The sequence below is a fragment of the Pseudidiomarina planktonica genome, from assembly GCF_900177775.1.
GTDB classification, from domain to species: domain Bacteria; phylum Pseudomonadota; class Gammaproteobacteria; order Enterobacterales; family Alteromonadaceae; genus Pseudidiomarina; species Pseudidiomarina planktonica.
This window is the reverse complement of the sequence record NZ_FXWH01000001.1, coordinates 1,283,042-1,309,441: the sequence shown is the minus strand read 5'-3', so window position 1 is coordinate 1,309,441 and position 26,400 is coordinate 1,283,042. Positions and strand designations below refer to the sequence as shown.

Sequence of the window (26,400 nt, the reverse complement as noted above, 5' to 3'; positions counted from 1 at the left end):
GGTTATTCCTCGTCGGTTTCCGGGGCGTCGGTAGCTGGTGCATCAGTGTCGTTAACTTTAACGTCTTCAGATTCTGCCACGGCATCACCTTCAATCACTTCACCGTCAACCACCAGCTCTTCGTCGATTTCATCAATACGCTGCATACCTACAACTTTTTCGTCATCGCCGGTACGAATTAAGCGTACGCCCTGAGTGTTACGACCTACGGTTGATACTTCTTTAACGCGGGTACGCACCAGGGTGCCTTTATTACTAATTAACATGATTTCGTTGGTATCAATAACTTCCATGGCACCAACTACCTGACCATTACGCTCGCTCACCTTGATTGAGACCACACCTTTGGTTGCCCGGCTCTTCGCTGGGTAATCCGTAATAGGTGTACGCTTACCAAAACCGTTCTCGGTAACCGTTAAAATGGCTGGCACTTCTTCTTCAATAGTACGCGGTACAATCAGAGAAACGACGCGTTGCCCTTCTTCTAAACGAATACCACGAACACCAGTTGCGGTACGGCCCATAGAGCGTACTTGTTCCTGGCTGAAGCGAACCACTTTACCAGCGTCAGAGAACAGCATGATTTCGCTGCCGGCACTGGTAATATCAACGCCAATCAGTTCATCGCCGTCGTTCAGGTTCAAGGCAATAATACCGCCTGAGCGTGGACGCGAGTATTCAGTTAATGGAGTTTTCTTCACGGTACCGTTACGGGTAGCCATGATTACAAACTGATCTTCCGGATAATCACGTGTTGGCAGAATAGCGGTAATACGCTCATCGGCTTCCAGCGGTAACAGGTTCACAATAGGTCGGCCACGCGATGCACGGCTGGCCAGTGGTAATTGATACACCTTCATCCAGTAAATACGACCACGGGTTGAGAAGCACAAAATAGTATCGTGCGTATTCGCTACCCATAAGCGCTCAACGAAATCTTCGTCTTTCATCTTAGTGGCTGCTTTACCTTTACCACCACGACGCTGCGCTTCGTATTCCGTTAGCGGTTGATACTTCACATAACCTTCATGCGACAGTGTTACCACCACGTCTTCTTCATTAATTAAGTCTTCCATGCTGATGTCGTGTGCGGCAGCAGTAATTTCTGTGCGGCGCTCATCACCATAGTTGGTACGAATCAATTCTAGTTCTTCGCGAATAACTTCCATTAAGCGCTCAGAGCTGTTCAGAATTAGTAGTAGCGCTTCAATTTGCGCTAACAGATTCTTGTATTCTTCCAGAATCTTTTCGTGTTCCAAACCGGTTAACTTGTGCAGGCGTAAATCAAGAATAGCCTGAGCTTGTTCTTCGGTTAAGTAGTACTGGCCATCGCGAATACCAAACTCTGGTTCTAAATGATCCGGGCGTGCCGCATCAACACCAGCACGTTCCAGCATGGCCGCTACGTCACCTAATAGCCACGGGCGTGCTAATAAGGCCGCACGAGCTTCCGCCGGAGTTGGTGATTTACGAATTAATTCAATAATTTCGTCAATGTTAGCCAGCGCAATGGCCAGGCCTTCAAGAATGTGAGCACGTTCACGTGCTTTACGCAGTTCGTATACCGAGCGGCGCGTGACTACTTCGCGACGGTGCAAAATAAAGCACTTCAGCATGTCGACCAGGTTAAACAGGCGCGGCTGGTTTTTATCCAGTGCCACCATGTTAATACCAAATACAACCTGCATTTGCGTGTTGGCATACAAGTGGTTCAGCACCACTTCACCAACTTCACCGCGTTTCAGTTCAATCACAATACGCATGCCGTCTTTATCAGACTCATCGCGCAAACCGCTAATGCCTTCCAGGCGTTTTTCTTTTACCAGCTCGGCAATCTTTTCAATTAAGCGGGCTTTGTTCACCTGATACGGAATTTCGTTAACAATAATGGCTTCGCGGCCATTGCTGTCAGTTTCAATTTCCGCTTTGGCACGCAAATGAATACGGCCACGACCAGTTTTATAAGCTTCGATAATACCGGCACGACCAGAAATGCTGGCGGCAGTTGGGAAATCAGGACCCGGGATATATTCCATCAATTCTTCAATTTCAATATCCGGGTTTTCAATCATCGCCAAACAGCCGTTAACCACTTCGGTTAAGTTGTGCGGCGGAATGTTGGTGGCCATACCAACAGCAATACCGGAGGAGCCGTTTACCAACAGATTAGGGACTTTGGTAGGCAATACTTCTGGAATTTGTTCGGTGCCGTCGTAGTTAGGTACAAAATTAACGGTTTCTTTATCCAGATCGGCTAATAGCTCGTGCGCAATTTTCGCCATGCGAATTTCGGTATAACGCATTGCTGCTGCCGAGTCGCCATCAACGGAACCGAAGTTACCCTGACCGTCTACCAGCATATAGCGCAACGAGAACGGCTGGGCCATACGTACAATAGTGTCGTACACAGCACTATCACCGTGTGGGTGATATTTACCGATAACGTCACCGACAATACGTGCCGACTTTTTATAAGGCTTGTTAAAATCGTTACGGAGTTCGTTCATCGCAAATAACACGCGGCGATGCACTGGCTTCAAACCGTCACGCACATCAGGCAAGGCCCGACCCACAATAACGCTCATCGCGTAGTCAAGGTATGAACTCTTCAGTTCGTCTTCTATATTTACCGGAACTATTTCTCTGGCAAGATCACTCATAAAACCTGTCCCTAAAGATCTGTCAGTCTATTGTTATAATGATGCAGCATTGTACCCATACCGAGTGACTATCGCACCCTTTTTTCTGGATCCATATGTTACGAAAGAACAGGCAAGCTCCGGAACCCTTTTTTCACCTAACAAACTCCAGTACACTTGCATCAATTCTTGCTGTCTTAACGAGTAATCATTCCATGACCACGGCCAACACGCAATCAAACCAGAACGTAGATCCGCAGGAAATTGATAAATTTTCTGCACTGGCTTCACGTTGGTGGGATCCCGAAGGCGAATTTAAACCACTGCACAAAATAAATCCGCTGCGGCTGGACTATATTTTGGACCACTGTGGTGGCGTGTTTGATAAGAACACACTGGATATTGGTTGCGGCGGCGGTTTGCTGGCCGAAGGGTTGGCGCGTGCTGGTGCCAAAGTCACCGGCATTGATTTAGCTCCGGCATCGCTGGAGGTTGCCCGTTTGCACGCACTGGAAAGCCAGCTCGATATAAGCTACCAGGCAGTATCAGCAGAAGCATTTGCGGCTGAGCACAGTAACCAGTTTGACGTGGTCACTTGTTTAGAAATGCTGGAACACGTGCCCGACCCCGCTGCTATTGTGGCAGCAGCTGCTCAGGCTGTGAAACCAGGTGGCAAGGTGTTCTTCTCTACCTTAAACCGTAATGTGAAGTCATGGCTGCTAGGCATAGTGGCAGCGGAATATGTGTTGCGCTGGGTTCCAACGGGCACCCATCAACATCAGAAATTTATTCGCCCGTCGGAATTATTGCAGATGACAGATGCGGCCGGTTTGGTGGCACAAAACATGACGGGCATGCACTATTTGCCCTGGCGCGGTTTCTATTTTGATAATAGCAACGTAGACGTTAATTATATTGTGTGTCTGGAGCGTCCGGCGGAATGAGCACTGAAGCAGTAGCCAACACTGACTTACCTACCCAGGCACCAAAAGCCATTTTATTTGACCTGGACGGTACCTTATTAGATACCGCTGCAGATTTAGGTGCCGCCCTGAACCACATGCTGGAACAACATCAACGCCCGGCGGTACCCGATCACGAGTTTCGCCCGCTGGCCTCGCATGGCGCCAACGGCTTGCTGCAATTAGGCTTTGGCGATCACTTTCACGCGAATAAACAAAGCCTGCGCGAGCAGTTCTTAACTCGCTATGAAAGCAACATTGCTACCCATACAGTGCTGTATAAAGGCACTCAGGAGCTGCTAAGCGAACTCAGCAAACGCGGTATTGCAGTAGCCATAGTTACCAACAAACCGACTTTTTTAACCAAGCTATTGCTGCCGGAGTTCTCATTACTGGCACCCATTGAGGTGGTTGTGTGTGGTGATACGCTGAATGTAGCTAAGCCAGATCCTGCGCCATTAATGCACGCTGCGCAGGCCTTATCAGTAGCGGCCAGTGACTGTTGGTATGTGGGTGACGCTGAGCGCGATATTGAAGCGGGCCGACGCGCTGGAATGCGAACTATTTTAGCTGAGTATGGCTACATTCATGCTAACGATGAACCCCATAAATGGCAGGCTGATCACCACATTTCGGCCCCAAATGAGCTTATTAAGCTTTTACCCTAAAACACAAGATATAGTAAATGTTAGCCGCATTACCCACAGATGTTGTGGGTGATCGCCATCTAGCCCACGTTTTATAAGGCTTAGACTTTGTGGCTATGAGACTGTGTTTTTAATAGTTAAAATATTATTAAAAAAAAATTTAAACACTTGATTATCGGCAAAGTCGCGCCCCCTCTGCGTCCCATCGCAACCGCCACCATTTGCTAACTATAATTTACGGTTTTCTTCATAAAAAGTCCCTTGATCCGAGCGCGATAACTGCTAGCATAAACGTCAATCTCAAACCCAAGATATTGTGCAATTTTCAAACTGAACAACTAATAACCACTATATCTTGTGTTTCCTGGCTTCTACATAAATATGCGCTAACTCAATAAACAGAACCGGACACAGCCTTATGAACCAACAGCTTTTTGTTACCAAGCGTAGCGGCAAACGCGAGCCTCTTGATCTTGATAAAATCCACCGCGTTATTATCTGGGCCGCCGAAGGCTTGAACAATGTTTCAGCCTCACAGGTTGAAATTAAATCCCACATTCAGTTTTACGATGGTATTAAGACCGAAGACATTCACGAAACCATTATTAAAGCTGCGGCGGATTTGATTTCTGAAGAAGCTCCGGACTACCAGTACATGGCAGCTCGTCTGGCGGTATTCCACCTGCGCAAATTGGCGTACGGCCAATTTGAGCCACCGCATTTGTACGCGCATGTAACCAAGCTGGTTGAAAACGGTCGTTACGACAAGCATTTGCTGGACGATTACACCGAAGCCGAATTCAATGAAATGAATGACTATATTGATCATTCACGTGATTTGAATTTTTCTTATGCCGCTATTAAGCAGCTGGAAGGCAAATACCTGGTGCAAAACCGGGTTACCGGTGAGATTTATGAGAGCGCGCAGTTCCTGTATATGTTGGTAGCGGCTTGTTTATTCGGCAACTACCCGCGCGACACCCGCATGGATTACGTGAAGCGTTTTTACGACGCCACCTCATTATTCAAGATTTCACTGCCAACGCCAATCATGTCCGGTGTGCGTACGCCAACGCGTCAGTTCAGCTCGTGTGTATTGATTGAAGCAGGCGATAGCTTAGATTCCATTAACGCCACCGCCAGTGCCATTGTGAAATATGTGTCGCAACGTGCCGGTATTGGTATTAATGCCGGTAACATCCGCGCCCTGGGCAGCCCTATTCGCAACGGCGAAGCTTTCCACACCGGTTGTATTCCCTTCTATAAATACTTCCAAACAGCGGTTAAAAGCTGTTCGCAAGGCGGTGTTCGTGGCGGCGCAGCCACCCTGTTCTACCCGCTGTGGCACTTGGAAATTGAAAACCTGTTGGTGCTGAAGAACAACCGCGGTGTTGAAGAAAACCGCGTACGCCACCTTGACTACGGTGTGCAGTTCAACCGCGTTATGTATCAACGTCTGGTGAAAGACGACTACATTACTTTGTTTAGTCCTTCTGACGTGCCTGGTTTGTACGACGCTTTCTTCGCTGATCAAAACGAGTTCGAACGTTTGTACATTCAGTACGAAAACGACGAAAGCATTCGTAAGAAACGTATTAAAGCCATTGAGCTGTTTGGTTTATTTATGCAGGAACGTGCCAGTACTGGCCGTATTTACCTGCAGAACGTTGACCATTGCAACACGCACAGCCCGTTCGATCCTAAGCTGGCACCGGTTCGTCAAAGCAATTTGTGTCTTGAAATTGCCCTGCCAACCAAGCCACTGCGCCATGTAAACGACGAAGAAGGTGAAATTGCCTTATGTACGTTGTCGGCGTTCAACTTAGGTGCCATCGAGAAGCTGGAAGACTTTGAAGGCTTAGCTGAATTGGCAGTTCGCGCACTTGATAGCCTGCTCGATTATCAGGAATACCCGGTACCAGCGGCTAAAAACGCCTCTATGGGCCGTCGTACCTTAGGCATTGGCGTTATCAACTTCGCTTATTACCTGGCCAAGCATGGCGTGAAGTACTCTGATGGTTCAGCCAACGGCCTGGTTCACCAAACCTTTGAAGCGATTCAGTACTACCTGATGAAAGCTTCCATGGAACTGGCGAAAGAACGTGGCGCTTGCCCGAAATTTAATGAAACTACGTATTACAAAGGCGTCATGCCAATTGACACCTATAAGAAAGATTTGGATGCGGTATGTAACGAAGCACTGCAACTGGATTGGGACAAACTGCGCGCCGATATTAAAGAACACGGCATGCGTAACTCTACCCTGTCAGCGCTGATGCCTTCGGAAACGTCATCGCAGATATCCAATGCCACTAACGGTATTGAGCCGCCACGCGGACATATCAGTGTGAAAGCTTCCAAAGACGGCGTCACCCGTCAGGTAGTACCGGAATATGAGCGCTTAAAAGATCAATACGAACTGCTGTGGTCTATTCCGAACAACAAAGGCTATTTAGAATTAGTTGGCATTATGCAGAAGTTTGTAGACCAAACTATTTCTGCCAATACCAACTACGACCCGAGCAAGTTCGAAGGTGGCAAAGTGCCGATGAAACAGCTGCTGCAAGATCTGCTGTACGGCTACAAGCTCGGTATTAAAACCATGTACTATCACAATACCCGCGACGGTGCGTCTGATAGCCAAAACGACTTGAAAGCTCGGGTAGCAAACCCGGAAAGTACGCCAGCAACTCAAGCCGCAACAGTAGCCATTATCGAAGACGATGATGATTGTGCTGGCGGCGCATGCAAAATATAACAATAGGCGAAGTGTAATTTATGTCTTATTCAACGTTTAACCAGAATCATACCAACCCGCTTACCGAACCTATGTTCTTCGGTAACTCGGTGAGTGTTGCGCGGTATGATCAGCAAAAGCACAGTATTTTCGAGAAACTTATCGAGAAGCAAATCAGCTTTTTCTGGCGCCCGGAAGAAGTTGACGTTAGCCGCGACCGCGTTGATTTCAACGCCATGACAGCTAGCGAAAAGCATATCTTTATTTCCAATCTGAAATACCAAACACTGCTGGATTCGGTGCAGGGCCGTAGCCCCAACATTGCCCTGCTGCCAATAGTATCGTTGCCGGAACTGGAAACCTGGATAGAAACCTGGTCATTCTTTGAAACTATTCACTCGCGTTCGTACACGCACATTCTGCGTAACCTGTTTACCGACCCGAGTGAAGTGTTTGACGACATCGTGATTAACCGCGAAATTCAGGTTCGTGCGAACGACATTTCGCAGTACTACGATGACCTGATTTTCCACACCCAACTGTGGCAAACCCACGGTGAAGGTGAAATTGAAGTAGACGGCAAAACCTACTTGATTAATCAGCGTGAGCTAAAGAAAAAGCTGTTCCTGTGCATTAACTCAGTGAACGCGCTGGAAGCGATTCGCTTTTACGTGAGCTTTGCCTGTACTTTTGCTTTTGCAGAGCGCGAAATGATGGAAGGTAATTCTAAAATTATCCGCCTGATTGCGCGTGACGAGAACCTGCATCTGGTTTCTACACAACACATTCTGAACTTATGGCAGTACGGCGAAGACGACCCGGAAATGAAAGAAATTTCCGAAGAGTTACGTGAAGAAGCTTTAGCTATTTTCATGAAAGCCGTTGAGCAGGAAAAACAATGGGCGCACTACTTGTTTAAAGACGGCTCTATGATTGGCCTGAACGAAAGCATGTTATGTCAGTACGTTGAGTACATTGCCAACCTGCGTATGGAAGCCATTGGCTTTGACGCGCCGTTTGATCAGCGCAGCAACCCACTGCCGTGGATGAACAAATATCTGGTATCAGATAACGTGCAGGTAGCACCACAAGAAGCCGAAATCAGCTCCTATCTAGTCGGTCAAATTGACAGTGAAGTGAGTGCGTCTGATTTAGGTGACTTCGAGCTATAACGAATCATGAGCGACACTTTTAAAGTGAAAGTAAACGGTCAGCGCGAGCTGACCGTTTCTGCTTCAACTGACGGTAGTCAGGGTACCCTGCTTGATGCGTTGGAAAAAGAACAGGTTGAAGTTCACTATCATTGTCGCAATGGTTTCTGCGGGGCTTGCCGTACCAAACTCAAAAGCGGCGAAGTTACCTATATAAATGAACCGCTGGCCTTTGTTCGTTCGGGCGATATTCTACCCTGCTGCTGCGTGCCGGCTTCTGATTTGGATATTGAACACTAACGAGCTGTTATCGGTTATTCCGATAAGGCACATCGTATTTTGCCATTTCCAATTTTGCCGCGAATGTACGACAATAGTGTCATCTTATCTTTAAACACCCAGTCGTTTAACTAACGGGAGTATTCATGTTTACAGTTATTTTTGGTCGTCCAGCGTGCCCATTTTGCGTACGCGCAAAGAACATTGCTGAAACGTTAAAAGCGGATCGCGAAGATTTTGATTTTCGCTACATTGATATTCACGCTGAAGGTATTAGCAAAGCCGACCTGGAAAAAACCGTTGGTAAGCCAGTAGAAACCGTACCGCAAATCTTCGTGGACGAAGAGCACATTGGCGGCTGCACTGAGTTTGAAGCTTATGCTCGTGCGAACTTAGGCTTGTCAGCTGCGTAAAGTTACAGCTTATTAACGATAAAAGCCGCAATCACCTGGTGACTGCGGCTTTTTCAATTCTGCTTTTCACGATTTATTTAAACTCAGCCAGCGCCTGCTGTATTCGCTTTTCGGAAACCGGGTAACGCGTTTTCAGAGTTTGTGCGAACAAGCTTACCCGTAACTCTTCCAGCATCCAGCGTACTTCCGCCAACGCTTTGGGTATTTGTTCCGACTTTTTATATTTACCCACACAAGCCTGATAATCAGCGCCCAGCTTTTCCAGCGCCAGCATCGCCAACCGATCCTTATTCGGATCTACCGGTAGTTTTTCCAAACGGCGTTCAATGGCCTGTAAGTAACGTGGCAAATCTTCCAGTCGTGCAGCACTGGTGCGACTAACAAACCCCGGATACACCAAGGCTTCAAGCTGCTGCTTCATGTCACCATGGGCTTGAATTTGATCCAGCGGTAACTTGCCTTTCAATCGTTTTTGAATGGCGTTGTGCCGCAGCAGCACGGTTTCAACAATACCAGCAATGCGTTCAACCTGAGCATTCAACTGCCCTTTCACCTGCTCCAGCGCCGCCAGAAAGTCTTCTTCAGTGCGAATCGTTAATTCAGCAATTAAATGGTCAATAGCAGCAGCCACGCAGTCATCAATCAACGCATCTACTTTGCCCCAGGGGTTGAAGTACATAGCCAGCTTAGCTTTGTTCGACAGGCTTTGCTGCAAATGTTTCACCGGTGACGGCGCATTCAGCAATACCAGCTTACGCAAACCATACTGGTGCGCATGTGCGGCCGCTTCGGGGGTATCAAACATTTCCAGAGCTACGTCTTTGCCCTGATCCACCAATGCCGGGAAGGCCTGCAATTCAAACGCGCCCTGCCGCTGGGTTACGCGTTCCGGTAACTCACCAAAGCTCCAACTGGTTAGCTGGGTTTGTTGCAGCTCATCACCCACACTGGCAGCAATGGTTTCTGTTACTTTCCCGCTTAACTGTTCTTGTATGGCGGTCAGGTTTCGCCCCTGCGCCAACACCTGGCCTTTATTGCCACTAACCCGAAAGTTCATGCGCAAATGCACAGGCACTTGCTCAAGCTGCCAGGCATCAGCGGGAATCTCAACGCCACTCATACGGCGCAGGTGTTCAGTAATCGCCTGTAATAATGGCTTTTCAAAAGGCTCTATAGACGCCATTAATGCCTGCGCATAATTGGGCGCAGGAACAAAGTTACGGCGGTAATTCTTCGGCAGGCTTTTAATTAGGGCCACCAGCAACTCTTCACGCAACGCCGGAATTAACCACATAAAACCTTCGTCTTGCAGCTGATTTAACAGCCCCAGTGGTATTTCAAGCGTCACGCCGTCGTCTGGTTCGGTCGGCTCAAACTTATAACTAAGCGGCAGTTTCAAGTTGCCCTGACGCCAGAATTCCGGGTAATCACGCTCAGTCACGTGATCAGCACTTTGCTGCATTAAGTCTTCGCGGCTGAATTTCAGCAGTTCAGGTTGTTGCTTAGCAGCCTTATGCCACCAGCCCGCAAGCAGTTGCTCGTTGTAAATATTCTCGGGTAAATCACGGTCGTAGGCAGCAAATAGCGCTTCATCGTCTACCAGAATATCGCGGCGGCGTGATTTCTCTTCCAGCTCCTGAATAGCACCAATGAGCTTCAGATTGTGCTGCACAAAGGGCAACTGACGTTGTAACTGGCCAGCCACTAAACCTTCGCGAATAAATAGCTCACGCGCCTGAGTTGGATTTATCGGACCAAACTGTACCTTGCGGCGCGGCACAATAATTAAACCGAACAAAGTCACCTGCTCGTCGGCAACCACGCTGCCCTGCTTCTTCTCAAAGCGCGGGTTCAGGTAATTCCGCTTCACCAGATGCTTAGCCGCCTGCTCCACCCAACTAGGCTCAATACGGGCATTAATGCGCGCAAATAAGCGCGAGGTTTCAACCAGCTCAGCACTCATTACCCATTTGGGTGACTTTTTCGCAAGCCCGGAGCCGGGGAAAATATAGAACTTACTCTGCCGCGCCCCCTGGAAGCTGTTATCGTCCTGCTTCTGGCCAATATGCGACAGCAAGCCGGTAAGCATAGCCCGATGAATGGAATCATAGTCGGCGGTTTCCTGGTTCAACCGCAACCCCATTTCCCGCGCCGATTGGCGCGTCTGGGTATAAATGTCCTGCCACTCGCGAAAGCGCATAAAGTGAATCATGTTCTCTTTGCAGTACTTGCGGAACTGACTGTTGGAAAGCTCCCGTTGCTGCTCTTTTAAATGATTCCACAGTAGCAAATAGCTTTCGAAATCTGAGTTTTTACTGGCATAACGCTTATGATATTCGTCAGCCTTTTGCTGCGCTTCCCGTGGTCGTTCACGCGGGTCCTGAATACTCAGCGCCGCCACAATCACGGCTACTTCCTGTACACAGCCAAATTCAGCTGCAGCCAGCACCATACGGCCCAGGCGCGGATCTAAGGGTAAACGCGACAACTGCTGGCCAACTTTAGTTAAACGCGGTTGCTTCTGCCCACCGGTTTGCTTCAGCGCATGCAGTTCCTGCAGCAAGTTAATGCCGTCTTTAACGTACCGTTCATCGGGCTTTTGAATAAACGGAAAGCGGCGAATGTCACCAAGACGCAAGGCCGTCATTTGTAGAATAACCGCAGCCAAATTAGTGCGTAATATTTCCGGGTCGGTAAACTCCGGCCGGTTTAAAAAGTCATCTTCGCTATACAACCGAATACAAATACCCGGTGCTACCCGACCACAACGGCCTTTGCGCTGATTGGCACTGGCTTGCGAAATTGGCTCAATCGGCAATCGCTGCACTTTGGTGCGGTAACTGTAACGGCTGATACGCGCTGTACCCGGGTCTACCACATAGCGAATACCAGGCACTGTCAGTGAGGTTTCCGCCACGTTGGTGGCAATCACCACCCGGCGTTTTGAATGGCTTTGGAACACGCGGTTCTGATCGGCCGCCGACAGCCGCGCAAATAGCGGCAGTATGTCGAGATCTCTGAAGTTGGCGTCCTGCAGCGCTTCGGCATAGTCACGTATTTCGCGCTCACCGCTGGCAAATATAAGTACGTCGCCCGGGCCTTCAGCAATAAGCTCTGATACCGCCTCAACTACGCCGGTAATAGCATCGCGTTCGCCACCATTGGCATCCACCAGCGAGCGATAACGGGTTTCCACCGGAAAAGTACGGCCGCTAACGGTTATTACCGGTGCATCGGAAAAATGTTTGGAAAAGCGTTCGGTTTCTATGGTTGCTGAGGTAATCACCAGCTTTAAGTCGGGCCGCTTCGGCAACAACTGATGCAAAATACCCAGCAAGAAATCAATGTTCAAACTGCGTTCGTGAGCTTCATCAATGATAATGGCGTCGTAGGCTTTCAGCAGCGGGTCCTGCTGTAATTCGGCCAGCAGCATGCCGTCGGTCATGATTTTGACCGCAGTAAGAGGCTCGGTTACATCACTAAAGCGAACCTTGTAGCCAACTGCCGTACCTAACGCCACTTTCATTTCGTCGGCAATACGCTGCGCCACACTGCGGGCAGCCAAACGCCGCGGCTGAGTGTGACCAATCATGCCCTTGCGACCAAAACCAAGTTCCAACAACAATTTCGGCAACTGGGTAGTTTTACCTGAGCCGGTTTCGCCCGCTAATACAACCACCTGGTGTGCCTGCAACGCCTTCATAATATCGGCTTTTTGCTGCACTACCGGTAATTCTTCCGGGTAGTTCAAATGAAACTGTTGCTGCTGGCGAGCCAACGCTATGGCATCTTGCTCCGAACTTGAATTCAAACGAAACCTACTCCTAAGCCAATATCCGGGTAAAAAAAAGCCCCACAAAAGTGAGGCTAGTTTATCAGGTTGAAGACTTTGCTGTCAGCGTGACTTCGTCTTTTTGGTTTTCTGATCGTAACTATCACGCAAATGCATGTCTAATGCCCGCAAAATGTCGGTGCGGCTCACAATACCAACCAGTTTATGCTGATAATCGGTTACCGGGTAAATCTTCGGTTTATGCGCCGACATATTTTGCGCCAAATCCATTACCGCAGCATCCAGCTTAACTGTTAGCACGTCACCCCGGAACATACAGTCACCTACGGTAGCTGTTTGTTCCTTGTGATAGGTGTCGCGCAACATGGTTGCCAGACAGTCCTGCTCCGACAAAAAACCTATTACTTTTTTCTTATCATCAACAACAGGGCCACCGCGCTGCTCGGTTTTTAACAGCAGCTCAACAGCCTCTTCAATCGCCATGTTTTCATGAAACACCACCGGATGGCGATTCATGTACTCACTGACTTGTACCGACTGCATAAAGCCTCCAAATTGCCGTTTAGGATTCTTATGCTAAGTATAGTCAATCCTGATAAATGGCAACTTCAGTTTCACCGCCTTCAACCCGGCTGGCACGATACATACCTTCGGTGTTAAACGGCATGTGCACGTTACCTTTGTGGTCAACAATAATCACGCCGCCAGTACCGCCGGCGTCTTTTAATACGCCATGAATAACCGCATCACCTGCAGTTTTCACGTCTACTTGCTGATACTTCATACGTGAACAAATATCAGCCGCCACGTGGTAGCGAATAAAATATTCACCGTGGCCGGTAGCAGAAACCGCGCAGCTCTCGTTGTCAGCCCAGGTGCCCGCGCCAATAATAGGTGAATCGCCAATCCGGCCATAACGTTTGGCGGTCATGCCGCCGGTTGATGTTGCAGCCGCTAAATTACCCTGCTTATCGCGTGCGACAGCACCCACGGTGCCGTACTTATATTTGGTGTCCAACTGCTGCCAGGCTTGTTGCTCCGGCTGTTCACTTTCCATAATCTTCGCTTTGGCGTCTTGCAGTTGCTGATAGCGATGGTCGGTGTCGAACATTTTATTGTCGACAAATTCAAAACCCTGTTGCTCAGCAAATTGCTCGGCACCCACGCCACTTAGCATCACGTGTACTGATTTTTCCTGTACTTCACGCGCCAGAGCAATGGGGCTGGCAATGCGCTTGACGCCAGCTACAGCACCAGCTTCTAAAGTGTCACCACGCATAAAGGAGGCGTCCAGCTCGTGTTCGCCTTCCCAGGTATACACCGCGCCTTTGGCGGCATTAAATAGTGGTGATTTTTCCATAATTTGAACCGCGGCAATAACCGCATCAGAACTACTGCCGCCGTCGGCTAAAATGGCGTAACCGGCGCTAATAGCTTCGTCCAGCTTGGCTTTGTAAGCAGCTTCCTGCTCGTCATTCAGATTGGCGCGGGTAATAGTGCCGGCACCACCGTGAATAGCAATAGCGAACTTACCTTGGTCATGATCGTGGGCTTGTACGTTCTGCGCGCCCAGTGTGGCGAGCATAGTAAATGCTGCCAGGGTAGTGATTTTCACAGTCAAATGTTTCATTGTTTTTGTACTCATTGGTTGTGCGAGAAATCGAGGTTTCTCTATCCTGCCACCCCCGCCCATTGCAAACAAGGTGTATTGCCGCTGCCAGTCGCGCCGTTGCCGCCGCTTATCTCGCCGCAAACGCCCTGCTGCGTTGCTAGCAGCAGGTGAATACGATAATCTGAGGACACTTTAACTACACAGGCTAAAACCAGCTGCCTGACACGTAACGGATAACGAACAACACCATGACAGAGCCTACGTTGTATTGGCACGACTTTGAAACCTGGGGCGCGAATCCAAACGTGGACCGTCCGGCGCAGTTTGCCGGTGTTCGCACTGATTTGGATTTAAACGTAATTGGCCGGCCGCTAACCATTTATTCACAGCCAACGCCGGATTTTCTGCCGCACCCGCAAGCCGTTATGATTACCGGCATCACCCCGCAATACGCGTTAAACCAGGGCATGCAGGAAACCGAATTCGCAGCCAAAATTCATGCCGAGTTTAGCCGCGAAAACACCACAATTGTGGGTTACAACAACATTAAATTCGACGACGAAGTTACCCGCTTTTTGTTCTATCGCAATTTTTTAGACCCATACGCGCACACCTGGCAGCAGCAAAATTCACGGTGGGATTTAATTGATTTAATGCGCGCTTGTTACGCGCTGCGCCCCGAAGGTATTGAATGGCCACAGCACGACAATGGCCGCGTGAGTATGAAGCTGGAAGACCTGACCCGCGGCAACGGTATTGATCACGGTCAGGCGCACGACGCTATGGCCGACGTGTATGCCACTATTGCCATAGCTAAGCTGGTGAAAACACAACAACCCAAACTGTACGACTACGCCTTCAACTTACGCCGCAAGCAAGCGGTGCAGCAACTGATTGATGTGGTGAACTTCACTCCCCTGGTACACATTAGCGGCCTGTATGGCGCCGAGCATGGCTTTGTTAGTTGGTTAATGCCATTGGCCTACCACCCGCAGAATAACAACGCTGTTATTTGCTGGGACTTACGCCACGACCCGTCGCTAGCCCAGGGGCTTAGTGCCGAAGCACTGCTGGAACGTTTATACACGCCCCGTGCTGAGCTGGCCGAACAAGATCTGGCACCACTGGGTTTGCACCTGTTACACACCAATAAGTGCCCCTTTGTGGCCACCACCAAAGTGCTGAGCAACGAACGCGCCGAAGCACTGCAGCTAGACCTTGACGCTTGCCTTCAACGTCAGCAACTGCTGGCTCAGAATAGCCAGTTACGCGACACCCTGATTCAGGTTTATGAAGCCCAGCATAACCGCTTTAAAGAGCCTACAGACCCTGATTTGCAGCTGTATTCAGGGGCGTTTTTCAGTGATCAGGACAAAACCAATATGGCCATGATTCGGGCCACTGAACCTGAGCAACTGGCCGGCCAGAGCTTTAACTTTGCCGATTCCCGACTACCGGAAATGCTATTTCGCTACCGCGCCCGGAACTTCCCCAACACCTTATCGCATCAAGAGCTCATGCGCTGGCAACAGTTTTGCCGCGAGCGCTTAATGGCACCGCCAGGAAAAGCCCTGTCGGTGAATCAATTTGTATCCGAACTAGAGCAACTTGCTGAACGTTATCAGCAAGATCCGCACAAACTGGCGTTGTTACAAGATCTTTACCGATATGCCGAGAGCCTGTAAGGTAATTCTTATTTAGCTGGGGAATAACACGCAACATGCGCAACTATGACTACATTATTGTTGGTGGTGGCTCTGCAGGTTGCGTGCTGGCCAATCGCTTGTCAGCCGACGGCCGCTTTCAGATCGCTTTGTTTGAAGCTGGTGACGAAGGCAAATCACCCTTTGTGTCTATGCCCGGCGGCTTTGCCCGGTTTGTGCACAGCAAACGCTGGAACTGGCGCTACCGTAGCGTAGACAAAGCACCACTAAGAGGCGGCAAAGGCTTTTATACCCCGCGCGGTAAAATGCTCGGCGGCAGTAGCGCCATTAATGCCATGATTTATACCCGTGGCGCACCCAGTGATTACAACCATTGGGCGGCGGTAAGTTCGAACGAGTGGAATTATGAGCATATGCTGCAAGTGTTCAAACGCAGTGAACACTGCTCTGACGCTGATTCCACTTACCATGGCACTAACGGCGAACTGCATGTCACCCATGTACAGCCCTACTTTCAAGTATCCAAAGCCTTTCTAAAAGCTGGACAAGAAGCCGGTATTCCGTTGAATAATGATTTTAATGGGGCTGAGCTATACGGTGTTGGCCCCTACCATTTCACCATTAAGAATAAAGAGCGCTGGAGCACCAGACGGGCCTTCTTAGATCCAGTGCGTAAGCGCCCAAATTTGCACGTATTTACCAACTGTCCGGTGCAACGAGTTCTATTCACTGACCGCCAGGCAACGGGCATCGCCTACCTGCACAAGGGCAAAGAATACATAGCAACGGCCTCACGCGAAGTTATCAGCGCCGCCGGAGCTATCGCCTCACCACAACTGCTGAAACGTTCCGGCATAGGCCCCGCTGAGGAACTTCATAACTGCGGTATTCCGGTACTTGCCGAGCGCAAGGAAGTTGGTGAGAACTTGCAGGATCACGTGGATATTTCACTGCACTTTCGCAATCGTTTAGCCGATGGTTTAACCCTTGCTCCGGTAGGTTTGCTGAAGCTGGGCTGGCACTGGCTTAAATACACTATTAACCGCTCCGGGCCGCTGGCTCATTCCATGTGTGAAGTGGGCGGATTCTTGCGTAGCGCCAACAACATTGAAACCCCGGATCTGCAATTACATGTGGTGCCGGTTATGTTTAACGACAGCGGCTACGACATGTGGCCAGCACTACGTCACGGGTTTACCTGTCATGTGTGCCTGCTGCGACCTGAATCGCGCGGTCAGGTTCGGTTAAACCCTGACGACCCGTCCGGTAATCCACTCATTACCTATAACTTTCTGCAGCATCAGCAAGATTGCGATGCCCTGATTAGCGGAGTTCGTCAGGCTCAGAAGATTATGCAAATGCCCGCGCTACAACATCATAACGGTGGTGCCATGAGCATTATGGATGCCAACAACGATAAGCAGTTACTGGATAAACTCAAAGCCGAAGCGGGTTTAATTTATCATCCAGTTGGCACCTGCCGTATGGGTAAGGATGCTGATGCTGTGGTAAATCCCCGGCTGCAGGTAAATGGCGTGAAGGGCTTACGGGTTATCGACGCCTCTATTATGCCAACGGTGGTAAGCGGTAACACTAACGCTCCTACCATAGCCATTGCTGAACAAGGTGCTGCTTTTATACTGGCTGATGCTGACCCCGCCTAATCAGCTAATGAATAACAACGCATAAAAAAAGCGGACCTGAGTCCGCTTTTTTTCTAGCCTCTTAGCTAGTTATTTTTTATGTACTGAACCAACCCGGAATAACCGTGCCAGCGCAGGGATAAGAATCAAGGCACCCAGCATATTCCACAGGAACATAAAGGTTAGCAGTATGCCCATATCGGCCTGGAACTTAATTGGTGAGAACATCCAGGTGGCAACACCAATGGCCAGAGTTAACCCAGTAAAGCCTACCGCTTTACCCGTACTTTCCAGTGCCATTTGATAGGTTTCATACAGCGGCATGCCTTGCTGTAAGCCTTCTTTCACCTTGGTGTAGATATAAATACCGTAATCCACACCAATACCTACACCTAGCGCAATAACCGGTAAGGTAGCCACTTTAACGCCGATGCCCAGTACCGCCATTAAGCCCTGGCTCATCACTGTGGTAAAGGCCAGCGGTAGTACAATACAAAGCACCGTACGAATGCTACGGAAAGCAATAAAGCACAGCACTATCACCACGCCGTATACCCACAACAGCATTTTCACCTGAGCGGTTTCAATAACTGCGTTGGTAGCCGCTTCAATACCGGAATTACCAGCGGCCATAAGTAACTCAAGGCCTTCTTCCTGGTACTGACTGTTAAACTCATGTACCGAGGCAACCACCTGCTTCAAGGTTTCGGCCTTGTGGTCGTTCAGGTAAATAATGATTGGCGCCATAGAGCAATCCGGGTTGATTAAGCCTGGCGGCGCCCGGTTTACGTTGGCATTAATCACGTATTTGTTACGGTTTAAGCTGTACCATTTCAGGTTGCCTTCGTTCAAACCGAAGCCACCCATTTTGGCAACGTACACAATAGATTTCACATCCTGTACGCCCGGGGTGTTTTCCATGTGCCAGCTAAAGCGATCCATTACCTCAAGATTGTCATAGGCAATACACATTTCTGGTGCGGTTTCGGCCATCACCACGAAAATGTCGGTACTGGAGCTGTAGTTATCAACAATGAACTTGTTGTCCAGGTTATAGCGGCTGTCAGGGCGCAGTTCTGGTGCACCGGCATCTAAGTCGCCGATTTTCATTTGCTGACCGTAATACAAGCCCCAGCACAACATGACTAAAGCCACACCAATGGCGCCATAGGCCCATTTTGGTTGAGCAAAACGAGCGAAGAAATGTAATACGCCGTGCTCTTCCTGCCGTACTTTAGTTTGATAGTTAATACCGCGATCCGACACGCCAAAGTAAGACATCAGAATTGGCAGTAAACCCAGGTTGGTTAGCACTACAACCGCAACACCAATACTGGCTGCAATGGCAAGCTCTTGAATCACTTCAATATCAATAACCATTAAGGTAGTGAAACCAATAGCGTCACTAACCAGTGCTACAAAGCCAGCTATATATAAGCTACGAAAGGCCAGGCGGGCTGCCTGCGTTTTATCAAAACCGTCAACCCGGAAATTACCCAGGGCATTAATAATCTGCACCCCGTGGCTAACCCCGATGGCAAACACCAGAAATGGCACCAGCATGGAGTAAGGGTTAATACCGCTACCAATTAACTTGATAATACCCAACTGCCAAATTACCGCGATGATGGAACAACCCAGTACCGACAAGGCGCTGCGCCAACAGCGGCAGTAACCAAACAACATCACCAGGGTGATACCCAGAGCCAGCAAAAAGAACAAACCCACTTGCTGTGCGCCTTCAATCAGGTCACCAATAACTTTGGCAAAACCGGTAATGTGAATAGCAACATCTTCAGACTGGTATTTGTCCCGAACTAACCGCTCCAACTGCTCCGAGAACTGCTGATAATCCAGTGGTTCACCAGTATCAGGGTTGGTTTCATCCAGCGGTACATATATAAGTGCAGATTCAAAGTTATTAGCAACCAGGTTGCCTACTTCGCCAGATTTCAAAATATTAGTGCGCAATTGCTCCAGTGACTCTTCACTGGCGTCCCAGCTGTCAGGAATAACCGGACCACCGACGAAACCTTCTTCGGTTACTTCGCTCCAGCGCACATTCGGTGTCCAGACGCTACGCAAACCACTTCGATTCACTCCCGGAATAAAGAACACTTCATCGGTTATTTCCTGCAGCGTTTTTTGATATTCCGCGGTAAAAATATCACCATTCTTACTTTCAACAGCAATACGAACCACGTTACCAAGGCTGGCCAGATCGTCCTGATGCTTAAAGTAATTCTGAATAAATTCATGATTGGTAGGAATCATTTTGGTGAAGCTGGCTTCCGGGCGCACTTGTGAAGCGTGATACCCCAAAAATAGCGTCAACAAGGTGAAAGCGATAATCCACAACGGCCGTGAACTAAATAAGAGGCGCTCTACAAGCGGTGCTTGTTGTTCATTAAAATTAGCTGGCATAGCTTATTCCTGTCCTTGTGCTGCTGTCGGAGCCGGAGTTTGCTCATTGGCTGGCGCTGTTTCTACCGGTAATGCCGGAGCAATAAAACTCAATAGTCCACCCTGACCAACCAGAGTAAAAGATCCGTCGTCGTGAGCCACTACGTCGGTTAACACATCACCACTAACGTGTTCGGTTAGTTGGATTAGAGTTCCGTTTGGATTAAATATAGCGATAACACCCGAGTGCCCTACTACTACACTGTTGCCCTTCGCAGTTAGGGTTGAACCACTCAAGTTCACGCGGGTACCGGCAGTTACGCGAGTAAAAGATTCAGCCTGATCGTCAGAATAGAACACGTTTCCGCGCAAACCATAAACCCATAAACGATTGTTGTTATCTATGTGAGCACCGAATAACGAGCCATTGTATGGAAAATCAACTTGCTCCCAGCTTTCACCGCGATCTGGTGAACGATAGAAAGTACCAGATTCGGCGGCAACATAAGTATAAGTGCCGTCATAAGCAAAGGCGTTATAATGATAGCCGCGTTCGTTATCTAATCTGTTGCTAATAACCTGCCAGCTAGCACCACCGTCGGAGCTTTTCAGCATTAAGCCGTACGCAGCTGCTACCAGAATTTCATCTTTATTAATGGCAAACACACTTAATAACGGCCGCGTTGGCCCTTCAGACTCAAGCGCAAATGCTAAAGATTCAAGCTCATATTCGATATTTTCGATTTCAAAAGCGAGTTCTTCAGCAGTAGCGTCGTCAGCAGTTTCCAGTTCAGCTTCAAATTCTTGCAACTGCTGCTCAAACGCAACTTTCTGCAATTCCAATATGTCGAATCCATCAAGCTGGCGCTGCCAGGTTTCGCCAGCATCATTGGTATGAATAATCACGCCATGGTGACCTACCGCCCAACCGTGTTGGTTGTCGGCGAAGTCCACAGAGGTTAGTAATACACTGGTATCTACTTCCGCTTGTTGCCACTGGGCATCCTGATTATCGCGAAACAGCACTATGCCGTAGTCGCCCACAGCAAAGGTACGCTCATCGGTTTGCGCAAGCTTCAGCATGGCTGCTGAGGTGGCTTCCGGGGCGCGCATAGCGGGTTCTTCGATAACTTCATAGCTGGTGTTAGTAGGCGCTGCGTAACTACTACTGGCTGCAAGAGCCGCTACGCAAAACAAATATTTGACGGGTTTCAGCATGGAATCCTCGACTCCGTTAACAATCGGTTAATTGTATTCATGTCAGTTAACAATGAACACAGTGATTCAACTCGGTGCACTGCGCATTCGTCTTGTTTGACGAAACTTTGTTCAATTTAAACAATCTGACTTATTTTATCACTCTAGATAGTTGCAAAATTGTTCTTTGCGATACATGCTAAGCAAATATACGAGAGGTCTGTCCACTGTTCTCGCGATGATGCTACCAGATTATTGCGCAGATAACAGAGTTTCTCTAAGCATTTAATTGTTTTCTATTTTGATGTAGCGTTAGCAAAGTAAGCAGACAGAACAACAAGGATAATTACAATGAATAAATTTATGCTTAAAGCGGGAATATTTGCTTTATCCGTGGTCTCAGCGAGCGTCATGGCCAAAGTAAGTCCTGAAGAAGCCCAACGCTTAGGCGCTGACTTGACTCCAATTGGAGCTGAAAAAGCGGCCAATGCCGACGGTTCTATTCCAGCCTGGGATGGCGGTTACAGCAGCAGCGAAGGTAATGCGGAACGTCCACAAGACCCGTTCGCCAGCGATCAAATTCAGTTAACTATTACCAATGCGAACTTAAGTGAGCATCGCGACCTGTTAACTCCGGGTCAAATTGCATTGTTTGAGAAATATCCTGAATACGAAATGAACGTATACCAGACTCGTCGTACTGCTGCTTATCCGCAAGCAGTTTACGAGCTGGCTAAAAAGAACGCCGTTAACACCTCACTTGTAGCTGGTGGTAACGGTTTAGAAGATTTTGATACACACGTACCTTTCCCAATTCCGCAAAGCGGCTTGGAAGTTGTTTGGAACCACATCACACGTTACCGCGGTGGTGCTGTTGAGCGTTTAATTAATCAGTTCCCGGTACTTTCCAACGGTGACTTCGTTCCGGTTAAATTACGCGAAACTCTGGTATTCCCCGAATACTTACAAAGTGGCCGTGAGTCAGCCGACGACAACGTCCTGTTCTACTTCTTACAAGAAGTACTGGCACCGGCACGTTTAACCGGTACTGTTCTATTAGTACACGAAACTATTAACCAGGTTAAAGAAGGTCGTCGTGCCTGGATTTACAATGCTGGTCAGCGTCGTGTTCGTCGTGCTCCTAACGTAGCTTATGACGGACCAGGTACAGCAGCTGATGGCTTACGTACTTCCGATAACCTGGATATGTACAATGGTGCACCAGATAAGTACAACTGGGAATTGAAAGGCAAGAAAGAGCTTTATATTCCTTACAACAACTACAAAATGATTGATCCGTCGAACAGCTATGACGACATCCTGAATGCAGGTCACATGAATACCGACCTGATTCGCTACGAGAAACACCGCGTATGGGTTGTTGAAGGCACGCTGAAGGACGGCGAGCGTCACATCTATTCTAAGCGTACTATGTACGTAGACGAAGATACCTGGACAGTGTCAGTTGTTGATCATTACGATGGTCGTGGTGAGTTATGGCGTGTTGGCGAAGCTTATGCCACGCAGTTCTACACTCAAGACGTTCCATGGATGGCCGCTGAAGGCTTGTACGACCTGAACTCTGGTCGTTACCTGATCATCGGCCTGGCCAACGAAGAAGACGAATACATGCACTGGGACATCGAGCCGTCGCGTAACGACTTCTCTACCAACGCATTACGTCGTATGGGTATTCGCTAACAGCGAACCACACACACTAAAAAGCCGGCTATTGCCGGCTTTTTTTATGCTTGTTTATAAGTCGTCGCAAGTAAATCTATTTACGTTCAAAGCGAGCCAATAAACTGGAAGTGTCCCAGCGTGAGCCACCCATTTGCTGAACTTCGGCATAGAACTGATCGATTAAGGCCGTGGCTGGTAAGCTAATGCCCTGCCGGTTAGCTTCAGCTAACGCAATGCTTAAGTCCTTGCGCATCCAGTCTACCGCAAAGCCATGGTCGTATTCGTCCTGCCACATGGTTTTATAGCGATTCTCGAGCTGCCAGGAACCTGCTGCGCCCTTGCCTATGGCATTAACCAGCTTGTCAGGATCAAGCCCAACCTTACGAGCAAGCTGCAAACCTTCAGCCACCCCCTGCACCACGTTCGCAATACAAATCTGGTTTACCATTTTGGCTAACTGACCACTGCCAGCAGGCCCCATCAGCTGACGCGTTTTAGCGTAGCAGGCAAGCAGGCTATCCACGGTGTCCAGCGTACTTTGTTCGCCACCAATCATAGCGGTAAGCACACCCTTTTCAGCTCCACCCTGGCCACCAGACACTGGTGCATCCAAAAACTCACCGCCCTGATTACCAATAGCTTCGGCTAACTCATGCGCAAGCTCGGCCGAAGCCGTAGTGTGATCAACCACTACAGTGCCGGGCTTTAAACTTGCCAAAATGCCGGTGTCGCCGTAAACCACACTGCGAACGTCGTCATCGTTACCCACACACAGCAGCACAACATCGGCATCTGCCGCGGCAGCTTTTGGAGTGTCTGCCTGATTGCCTTTATAGGTTTTTACCCAGCTGTCGGCTTTCGCTGTGGTGCGGTTATACACAGTGGTATTAAATCCATTGGATTGCAGGTGTCCGGCCATAGGAAATCCCATCACACCAAGACCTATAAATGCACATTTCAAGCTCACAGTGACTGCTCCTATTGTTTGTTCGTTGTTTTGGTTTGAAATTAATCTGACGCAGACTTTATTCTAACAGGTCGCACTATTTGAATCTGCGTTTCCACAACGCTAAATTGCGCGGGCAGCTGAGTGAGTACGTCCCCATCCACTTCAATAGCTTCGGCGGTATCACCTAGGGCCGGTTGTAGTGTCAGGCTACTGGCCGAGTACATAGTCACGGCACTGAGCTGCTTATGTTTACCCCGCAGCACTGCCACCAAGTAACCAATATGCTTCCAACGCGGTACCTGAGTAACACACACCACGCTGAGCCCTTGCGCTAACGGCAGCGGTTGCTCGCAATACGGATGCAAACGAATCCCACCGCCGCAATAAGCGCCCACACCCACACTAAATAGTAGTACCGATTTCGGTGCTTGCTGATTCACTCCAAGCGCTATGGCACGTGGCTTTAGTAGCCAACGCAATGCCGCCATCACATAACTGAATTTGCCATAGCGCTGTTTTTCCCGGGGCGACTGCGCTTTAACCAGATCAGCAGAAAGCGCAAGCCCGGCGCTATTCACAAATACCTGATCGTTTACCCGACCTACTCGCAACTTTTCGGTAGTTACATCAGGTTGTTGTAATAACCATTGCCAGTTATCAATCTCATAGCGCCGTGCGCAGTCGTTACCGGTACCAAGCGGCACCAGAATCAGTTCAACCGGCAGTTCTCTGGCAACCAGTTGCTGCACCGCAAAATTCACCGTGCCATCACCACCAAATACAAACACAGACAAGGACGTATCCGGCGCTAATTCAGTGAATTCATTTTGCAGTACCAGTTGCAGGCGTTTGGCATCCCGCACGCGGTCAGGCGTAGTGTGAAACAGAACCACCGGCGCGTTGCCCTGTTGTTGGCACCAGTCCTGATAAGCACTAATAGCGCTACCAGTTTGTGCCGCAACACCCTGAATTACAAATAGCACTGGTTTCATGGCCGCTTTATCAACCAATGTTGATAGCGGCCTAATGCCTGAAAAGGCGCCTGACGGCTGTACTTCAGTTCAAGTTCAAGTAGCTCGGCAGCATCCTGATGCTGTTTCGGTTCGCGCAAGTAGTCGTGGAAACAACGCACCCCGGTTTTCTCAATAATCTGTAACTGATTGTCCGCCAGCCACTGTGTGACATCTGCTGGTGCAATGGGCTGCTGAGGGCTCAAACGTACGCGCTTTTTCACCTGCAACTCGCTTTGAACATAGTCAAAGTTGCCATAAATAGTGTTGGCGAATAGCTTGGCATCGCGATTGTAAAACATCAGGCTTAGCACCGCTTCAGGCGCCATAAATTGCTTCAGCACCGCGATGGCGGCAGCCGGGTCGTGCAGCCATTCCAGCACCGCATGACAAATCACCAGGTCAAAGGTTTCGCCCGCTAGTTGATTGGGTAATTCCTGTAGCTCAGCGCAAATATAACGGTAGTTCTCGCCCAGCCCTGCGTCAGCATGAACTGCCTGCGCCCCCTGAACCATTTCAGCTGCTATATCAGTATGGGTAACCTGACAGCCCTGCTCTGCAAACCAAATATTAACCTGACCCAGGCCAGCACCAATATCCAACACCCGCATGGGTTTGGCAGCAGCTTTTTCCAGCAAAGGAGCAAGGTCCCGGGCCAAAACAGCCAGCCGTAAGCGGCCTTTCGAGGTAGCGTAAATATTCCGGGCAAACTTGTCGGTAATGCCGGCAAAGCTCGTATCTGTCGGTTTCTTCATGCGGGGTTATCAATCTCTATAAACTCATGCACTAACCCGTGTTCAGCAGCCAGATAATTACCCAGCGCCTGCACCCCGTAGCGTTCGGTAGCGTGATGCCCAGCCGCAATAAAGTCGATGCCCTGCTCGCGGGCGCTATGAATAGTCTGCTCCGATACTTCGCCGGTAATAAAGCAGTCAATCCCGGCAGCAGCTGCGTTATCAATGAAGCCCTGACCACCGCCTGTGCACCAGGCCAGTGTTTGAACAGGTCGGTGGGTATGATGCACCGCACAAGTTACCGGACGCTGTAACTGCTCGCCCAGTTGTTCCGCTAACACTTCGCCAGTTACGGGTTCGGCTAACCGCCCATGCATAACGACCCCGTGCGGGCTAACCTCAGCCAGGGCACCATCAACCTGCCAATTCATTAATTCAGCTAGCTGTGCGTTATTACCCAGCGTTGGATGAACATCAAGCGGCAAATGATAAGCGTAAACATTTATGTCCGCTGCCAGTAGCGCCGCAATACGCTGTTTCTTCATGCCGGTAATAGCGGCGTTCTCGCCTTTCCAGAAATACCCATGATGAACCAGCACCGCATCAGCTTTTGCAGCAATAGCAGCGTTAACAAAGGCTTGGCTGGCGGTAACGCCGCTCACAATTTTCGTGATTTGTGATCGCCCTTCTACTTGCAAACCATTGGGGCAGTAATCAGTCATCGTTTCTGGCTGCATTAGTTCATCTAAAATACGGGTTAACTGTTCTCTTTGCATGGTCACCTCGACCCTGATTGATAGCGTTAATACCCGCTATTTTAACGGAAATTAGACAGCAATCGAAAAAAACGGTATAAAAAGTGTGTAATTTCATTCAACTTAAAT

Annotated in this window: 19 protein-coding genes; 9 read left to right on the top strand and 10 right to left on the bottom strand. The window is 49.1% G+C overall.

Annotated elements, in window-relative coordinates:
- Positions 1-2: 2 nt before the first annotated feature.
- Positions 3-2,660, bottom strand: a complete 2,658-nt coding sequence (gene gyrA / locus CCE91_RS06190; RefSeq protein WP_086434345.1) for a DNA topoisomerase (ATP-hydrolyzing) subunit A — start codon at positions 2,658-2,660, stop codon at positions 3-5.
- A gap of 194 nt (positions 2,661-2,854) precedes the next feature.
- Here gyrA and ubiG point away from each other — a divergent pair, with 194 nt between their 5' ends.
- The 6 genes from ubiG to CCE91_RS06160 all read left to right on the top strand — a co-directional run bounded on the left by ubiG (position 2,855) and on the right by CCE91_RS06160 (position 8,828).
- A complete protein-coding gene (ubiG, locus tag CCE91_RS06185; protein ID WP_086434344.1) occupies positions 2,855-3,583 on the top strand; it encodes a bifunctional 2-polyprenyl-6-hydroxyphenol methylase/3-demethylubiquinol 3-O-methyltransferase UbiG in 729 nt (242 codons plus the stop codon).
- Positions 3,580-4,269, top strand: coding sequence for an HAD family hydrolase (locus tag CCE91_RS06180; RefSeq protein WP_086434343.1), 690 nt, complete (start codon positions 3,580-3,582; stop codon positions 4,267-4,269). The genes ubiG and CCE91_RS06180 overlap by 4 nt, the downstream gene beginning before the upstream one ends.
- A 397-nt stretch (positions 4,270-4,666) precedes the next feature.
- Positions 4,667-7,006: a class 1a ribonucleoside-diphosphate reductase subunit alpha gene (gene nrdA / locus CCE91_RS06175; protein WP_086434342.1), complete on the top strand. Its 2,340-nt coding sequence runs from the start codon at positions 4,667-4,669 to the stop codon at positions 7,004-7,006.
- 20 nt (positions 7,007-7,026) lie between these two features.
- Positions 7,027-8,157: a class Ia ribonucleoside-diphosphate reductase subunit beta gene (gene nrdB, locus CCE91_RS06170; RefSeq protein ID WP_086434341.1), complete on the top strand. Its 1,131-nt coding sequence runs from the start codon at positions 7,027-7,029 to the stop codon at positions 8,155-8,157.
- Between the two features lie 6 nt (positions 8,158-8,163).
- Positions 8,164-8,436: a class I ribonucleotide reductase maintenance protein YfaE gene (gene yfaE, locus CCE91_RS06165; RefSeq protein WP_086434340.1), complete on the top strand. Its 273-nt coding sequence runs from the start codon at positions 8,164-8,166 to the stop codon at positions 8,434-8,436.
- Positions 8,437-8,561: 125 nt separating this feature from the next.
- A complete protein-coding gene (locus CCE91_RS06160; protein ID WP_086434339.1) occupies positions 8,562-8,828 on the top strand; it encodes a GrxA family glutaredoxin in 267 nt (88 codons plus the stop codon).
- Positions 8,829-8,901: 73 nt separating this feature from the next.
- On the opposite strand, the gene hrpA is transcribed toward CCE91_RS06160, so the two are convergent.
- From hrpA to CCE91_RS06145, 3 genes are all read right to left on the bottom strand, one after another.
- Positions 8,902-12,639: an ATP-dependent RNA helicase HrpA gene (gene hrpA / locus CCE91_RS06155; RefSeq protein WP_234996273.1), complete on the bottom strand. Its 3,738-nt coding sequence runs from the start codon at positions 12,637-12,639 to the stop codon at positions 8,902-8,904.
- 84 nt (positions 12,640-12,723) lie between these two features.
- Positions 12,724-13,164: a CBS domain-containing protein gene (locus tag CCE91_RS06150; protein ID WP_086434337.1), complete on the bottom strand. Its 441-nt coding sequence runs from the start codon at positions 13,162-13,164 to the stop codon at positions 12,724-12,726.
- A gap of 43 nt (positions 13,165-13,207) precedes the next feature.
- On the bottom strand, positions 13,208-14,251 hold the full coding sequence (locus CCE91_RS06145) for an isoaspartyl peptidase/L-asparaginase family protein (RefSeq protein ID WP_086434857.1): 1,044 nt from the start codon (positions 14,249-14,251) through the stop codon (positions 13,208-13,210).
- Between the two features lie 230 nt (positions 14,252-14,481).
- On the opposite strand from CCE91_RS06145, the gene sbcB reads away from it, so the two are divergent.
- Complete coding sequence (gene sbcB / locus CCE91_RS06140; RefSeq protein WP_086434336.1) at positions 14,482-15,918, top strand: exodeoxyribonuclease I; 1,437 nt, start codon at positions 14,482-14,484, stop codon at positions 15,916-15,918.
- A gap of 35 nt (positions 15,919-15,953) precedes the next feature.
- Positions 15,954-17,561: a GMC family oxidoreductase gene (locus CCE91_RS06135; protein WP_086434335.1), complete on the top strand. Its 1,608-nt coding sequence runs from the start codon at positions 15,954-15,956 to the stop codon at positions 17,559-17,561.
- A gap of 69 nt (positions 17,562-17,630) precedes the next feature.
- On the opposite strand, the gene CCE91_RS06130 is transcribed toward CCE91_RS06135, so the two are convergent.
- Positions 17,631-19,964 (bottom strand): efflux RND transporter permease subunit, encoded by a 2,334-nt coding sequence (locus CCE91_RS06130; RefSeq protein WP_086434334.1) that lies wholly within the window; start codon positions 19,962-19,964, stop codon positions 17,631-17,633.
- Between the two features lie 3 nt (positions 19,965-19,967).
- Positions 19,968-21,161 carry a sialidase family protein gene (locus CCE91_RS06125; protein WP_086434333.1) on the bottom strand — a complete coding sequence of 398 codons (1,194 nt, stop codon included), beginning with the start codon at positions 21,159-21,161 and terminating at the stop codon, positions 19,968-19,970.
- Positions 21,162-21,491: 330 nt separating this feature from the next.
- On the opposite strand from CCE91_RS06125, the gene CCE91_RS06120 reads away from it, so the two are divergent.
- Positions 21,492-22,841, top strand: coding sequence for a DUF1329 domain-containing protein (locus tag CCE91_RS06120; RefSeq protein WP_086434332.1), 1,350 nt, complete (start codon positions 21,492-21,494; stop codon positions 22,839-22,841).
- A gap of 76 nt (positions 22,842-22,917) precedes the next feature.
- On the opposite strand, the gene CCE91_RS06115 is transcribed toward CCE91_RS06120, so the two are convergent.
- Genes CCE91_RS06115 through CCE91_RS06100 form a run of 4 tightly spaced genes read right to left on the bottom strand, consistent with a single transcriptional unit; the run spans position 22,918 to position 26,292 of the window.
- On the bottom strand, positions 22,918-23,790 hold the full coding sequence (locus CCE91_RS06115) for an NAD(P)-dependent oxidoreductase (RefSeq protein ID WP_086434331.1): 873 nt from the start codon (positions 23,788-23,790) through the stop codon (positions 22,918-22,920).
- A 41-nt stretch (positions 23,791-23,831) separates the two neighbouring features.
- Positions 23,832-24,764, bottom strand: a complete 933-nt coding sequence (locus CCE91_RS06110; RefSeq protein ID WP_126797143.1) for a diacylglycerol/lipid kinase family protein — start codon at positions 24,762-24,764, stop codon at positions 23,832-23,834.
- Positions 24,761-25,537: a methyltransferase domain-containing protein gene (locus CCE91_RS06105; RefSeq protein WP_086434329.1), complete on the bottom strand. Its 777-nt coding sequence runs from the start codon at positions 25,535-25,537 to the stop codon at positions 24,761-24,763. Before CCE91_RS06105 ends, CCE91_RS06110 begins: the two co-directional genes overlap by 4 nt.
- The gene (locus CCE91_RS06100) at positions 25,534-26,292 is read right to left on the bottom strand and encodes a Nif3-like dinuclear metal center hexameric protein (RefSeq protein WP_086434328.1); all 759 of its coding nucleotides are present in this window, start codon (positions 26,290-26,292) and stop codon (positions 25,534-25,536) included. The genes CCE91_RS06105 and CCE91_RS06100 overlap by 4 nt, the downstream gene beginning before the upstream one ends.
- Between the last annotated feature and the right edge of the window lie 108 nt (positions 26,293-26,400).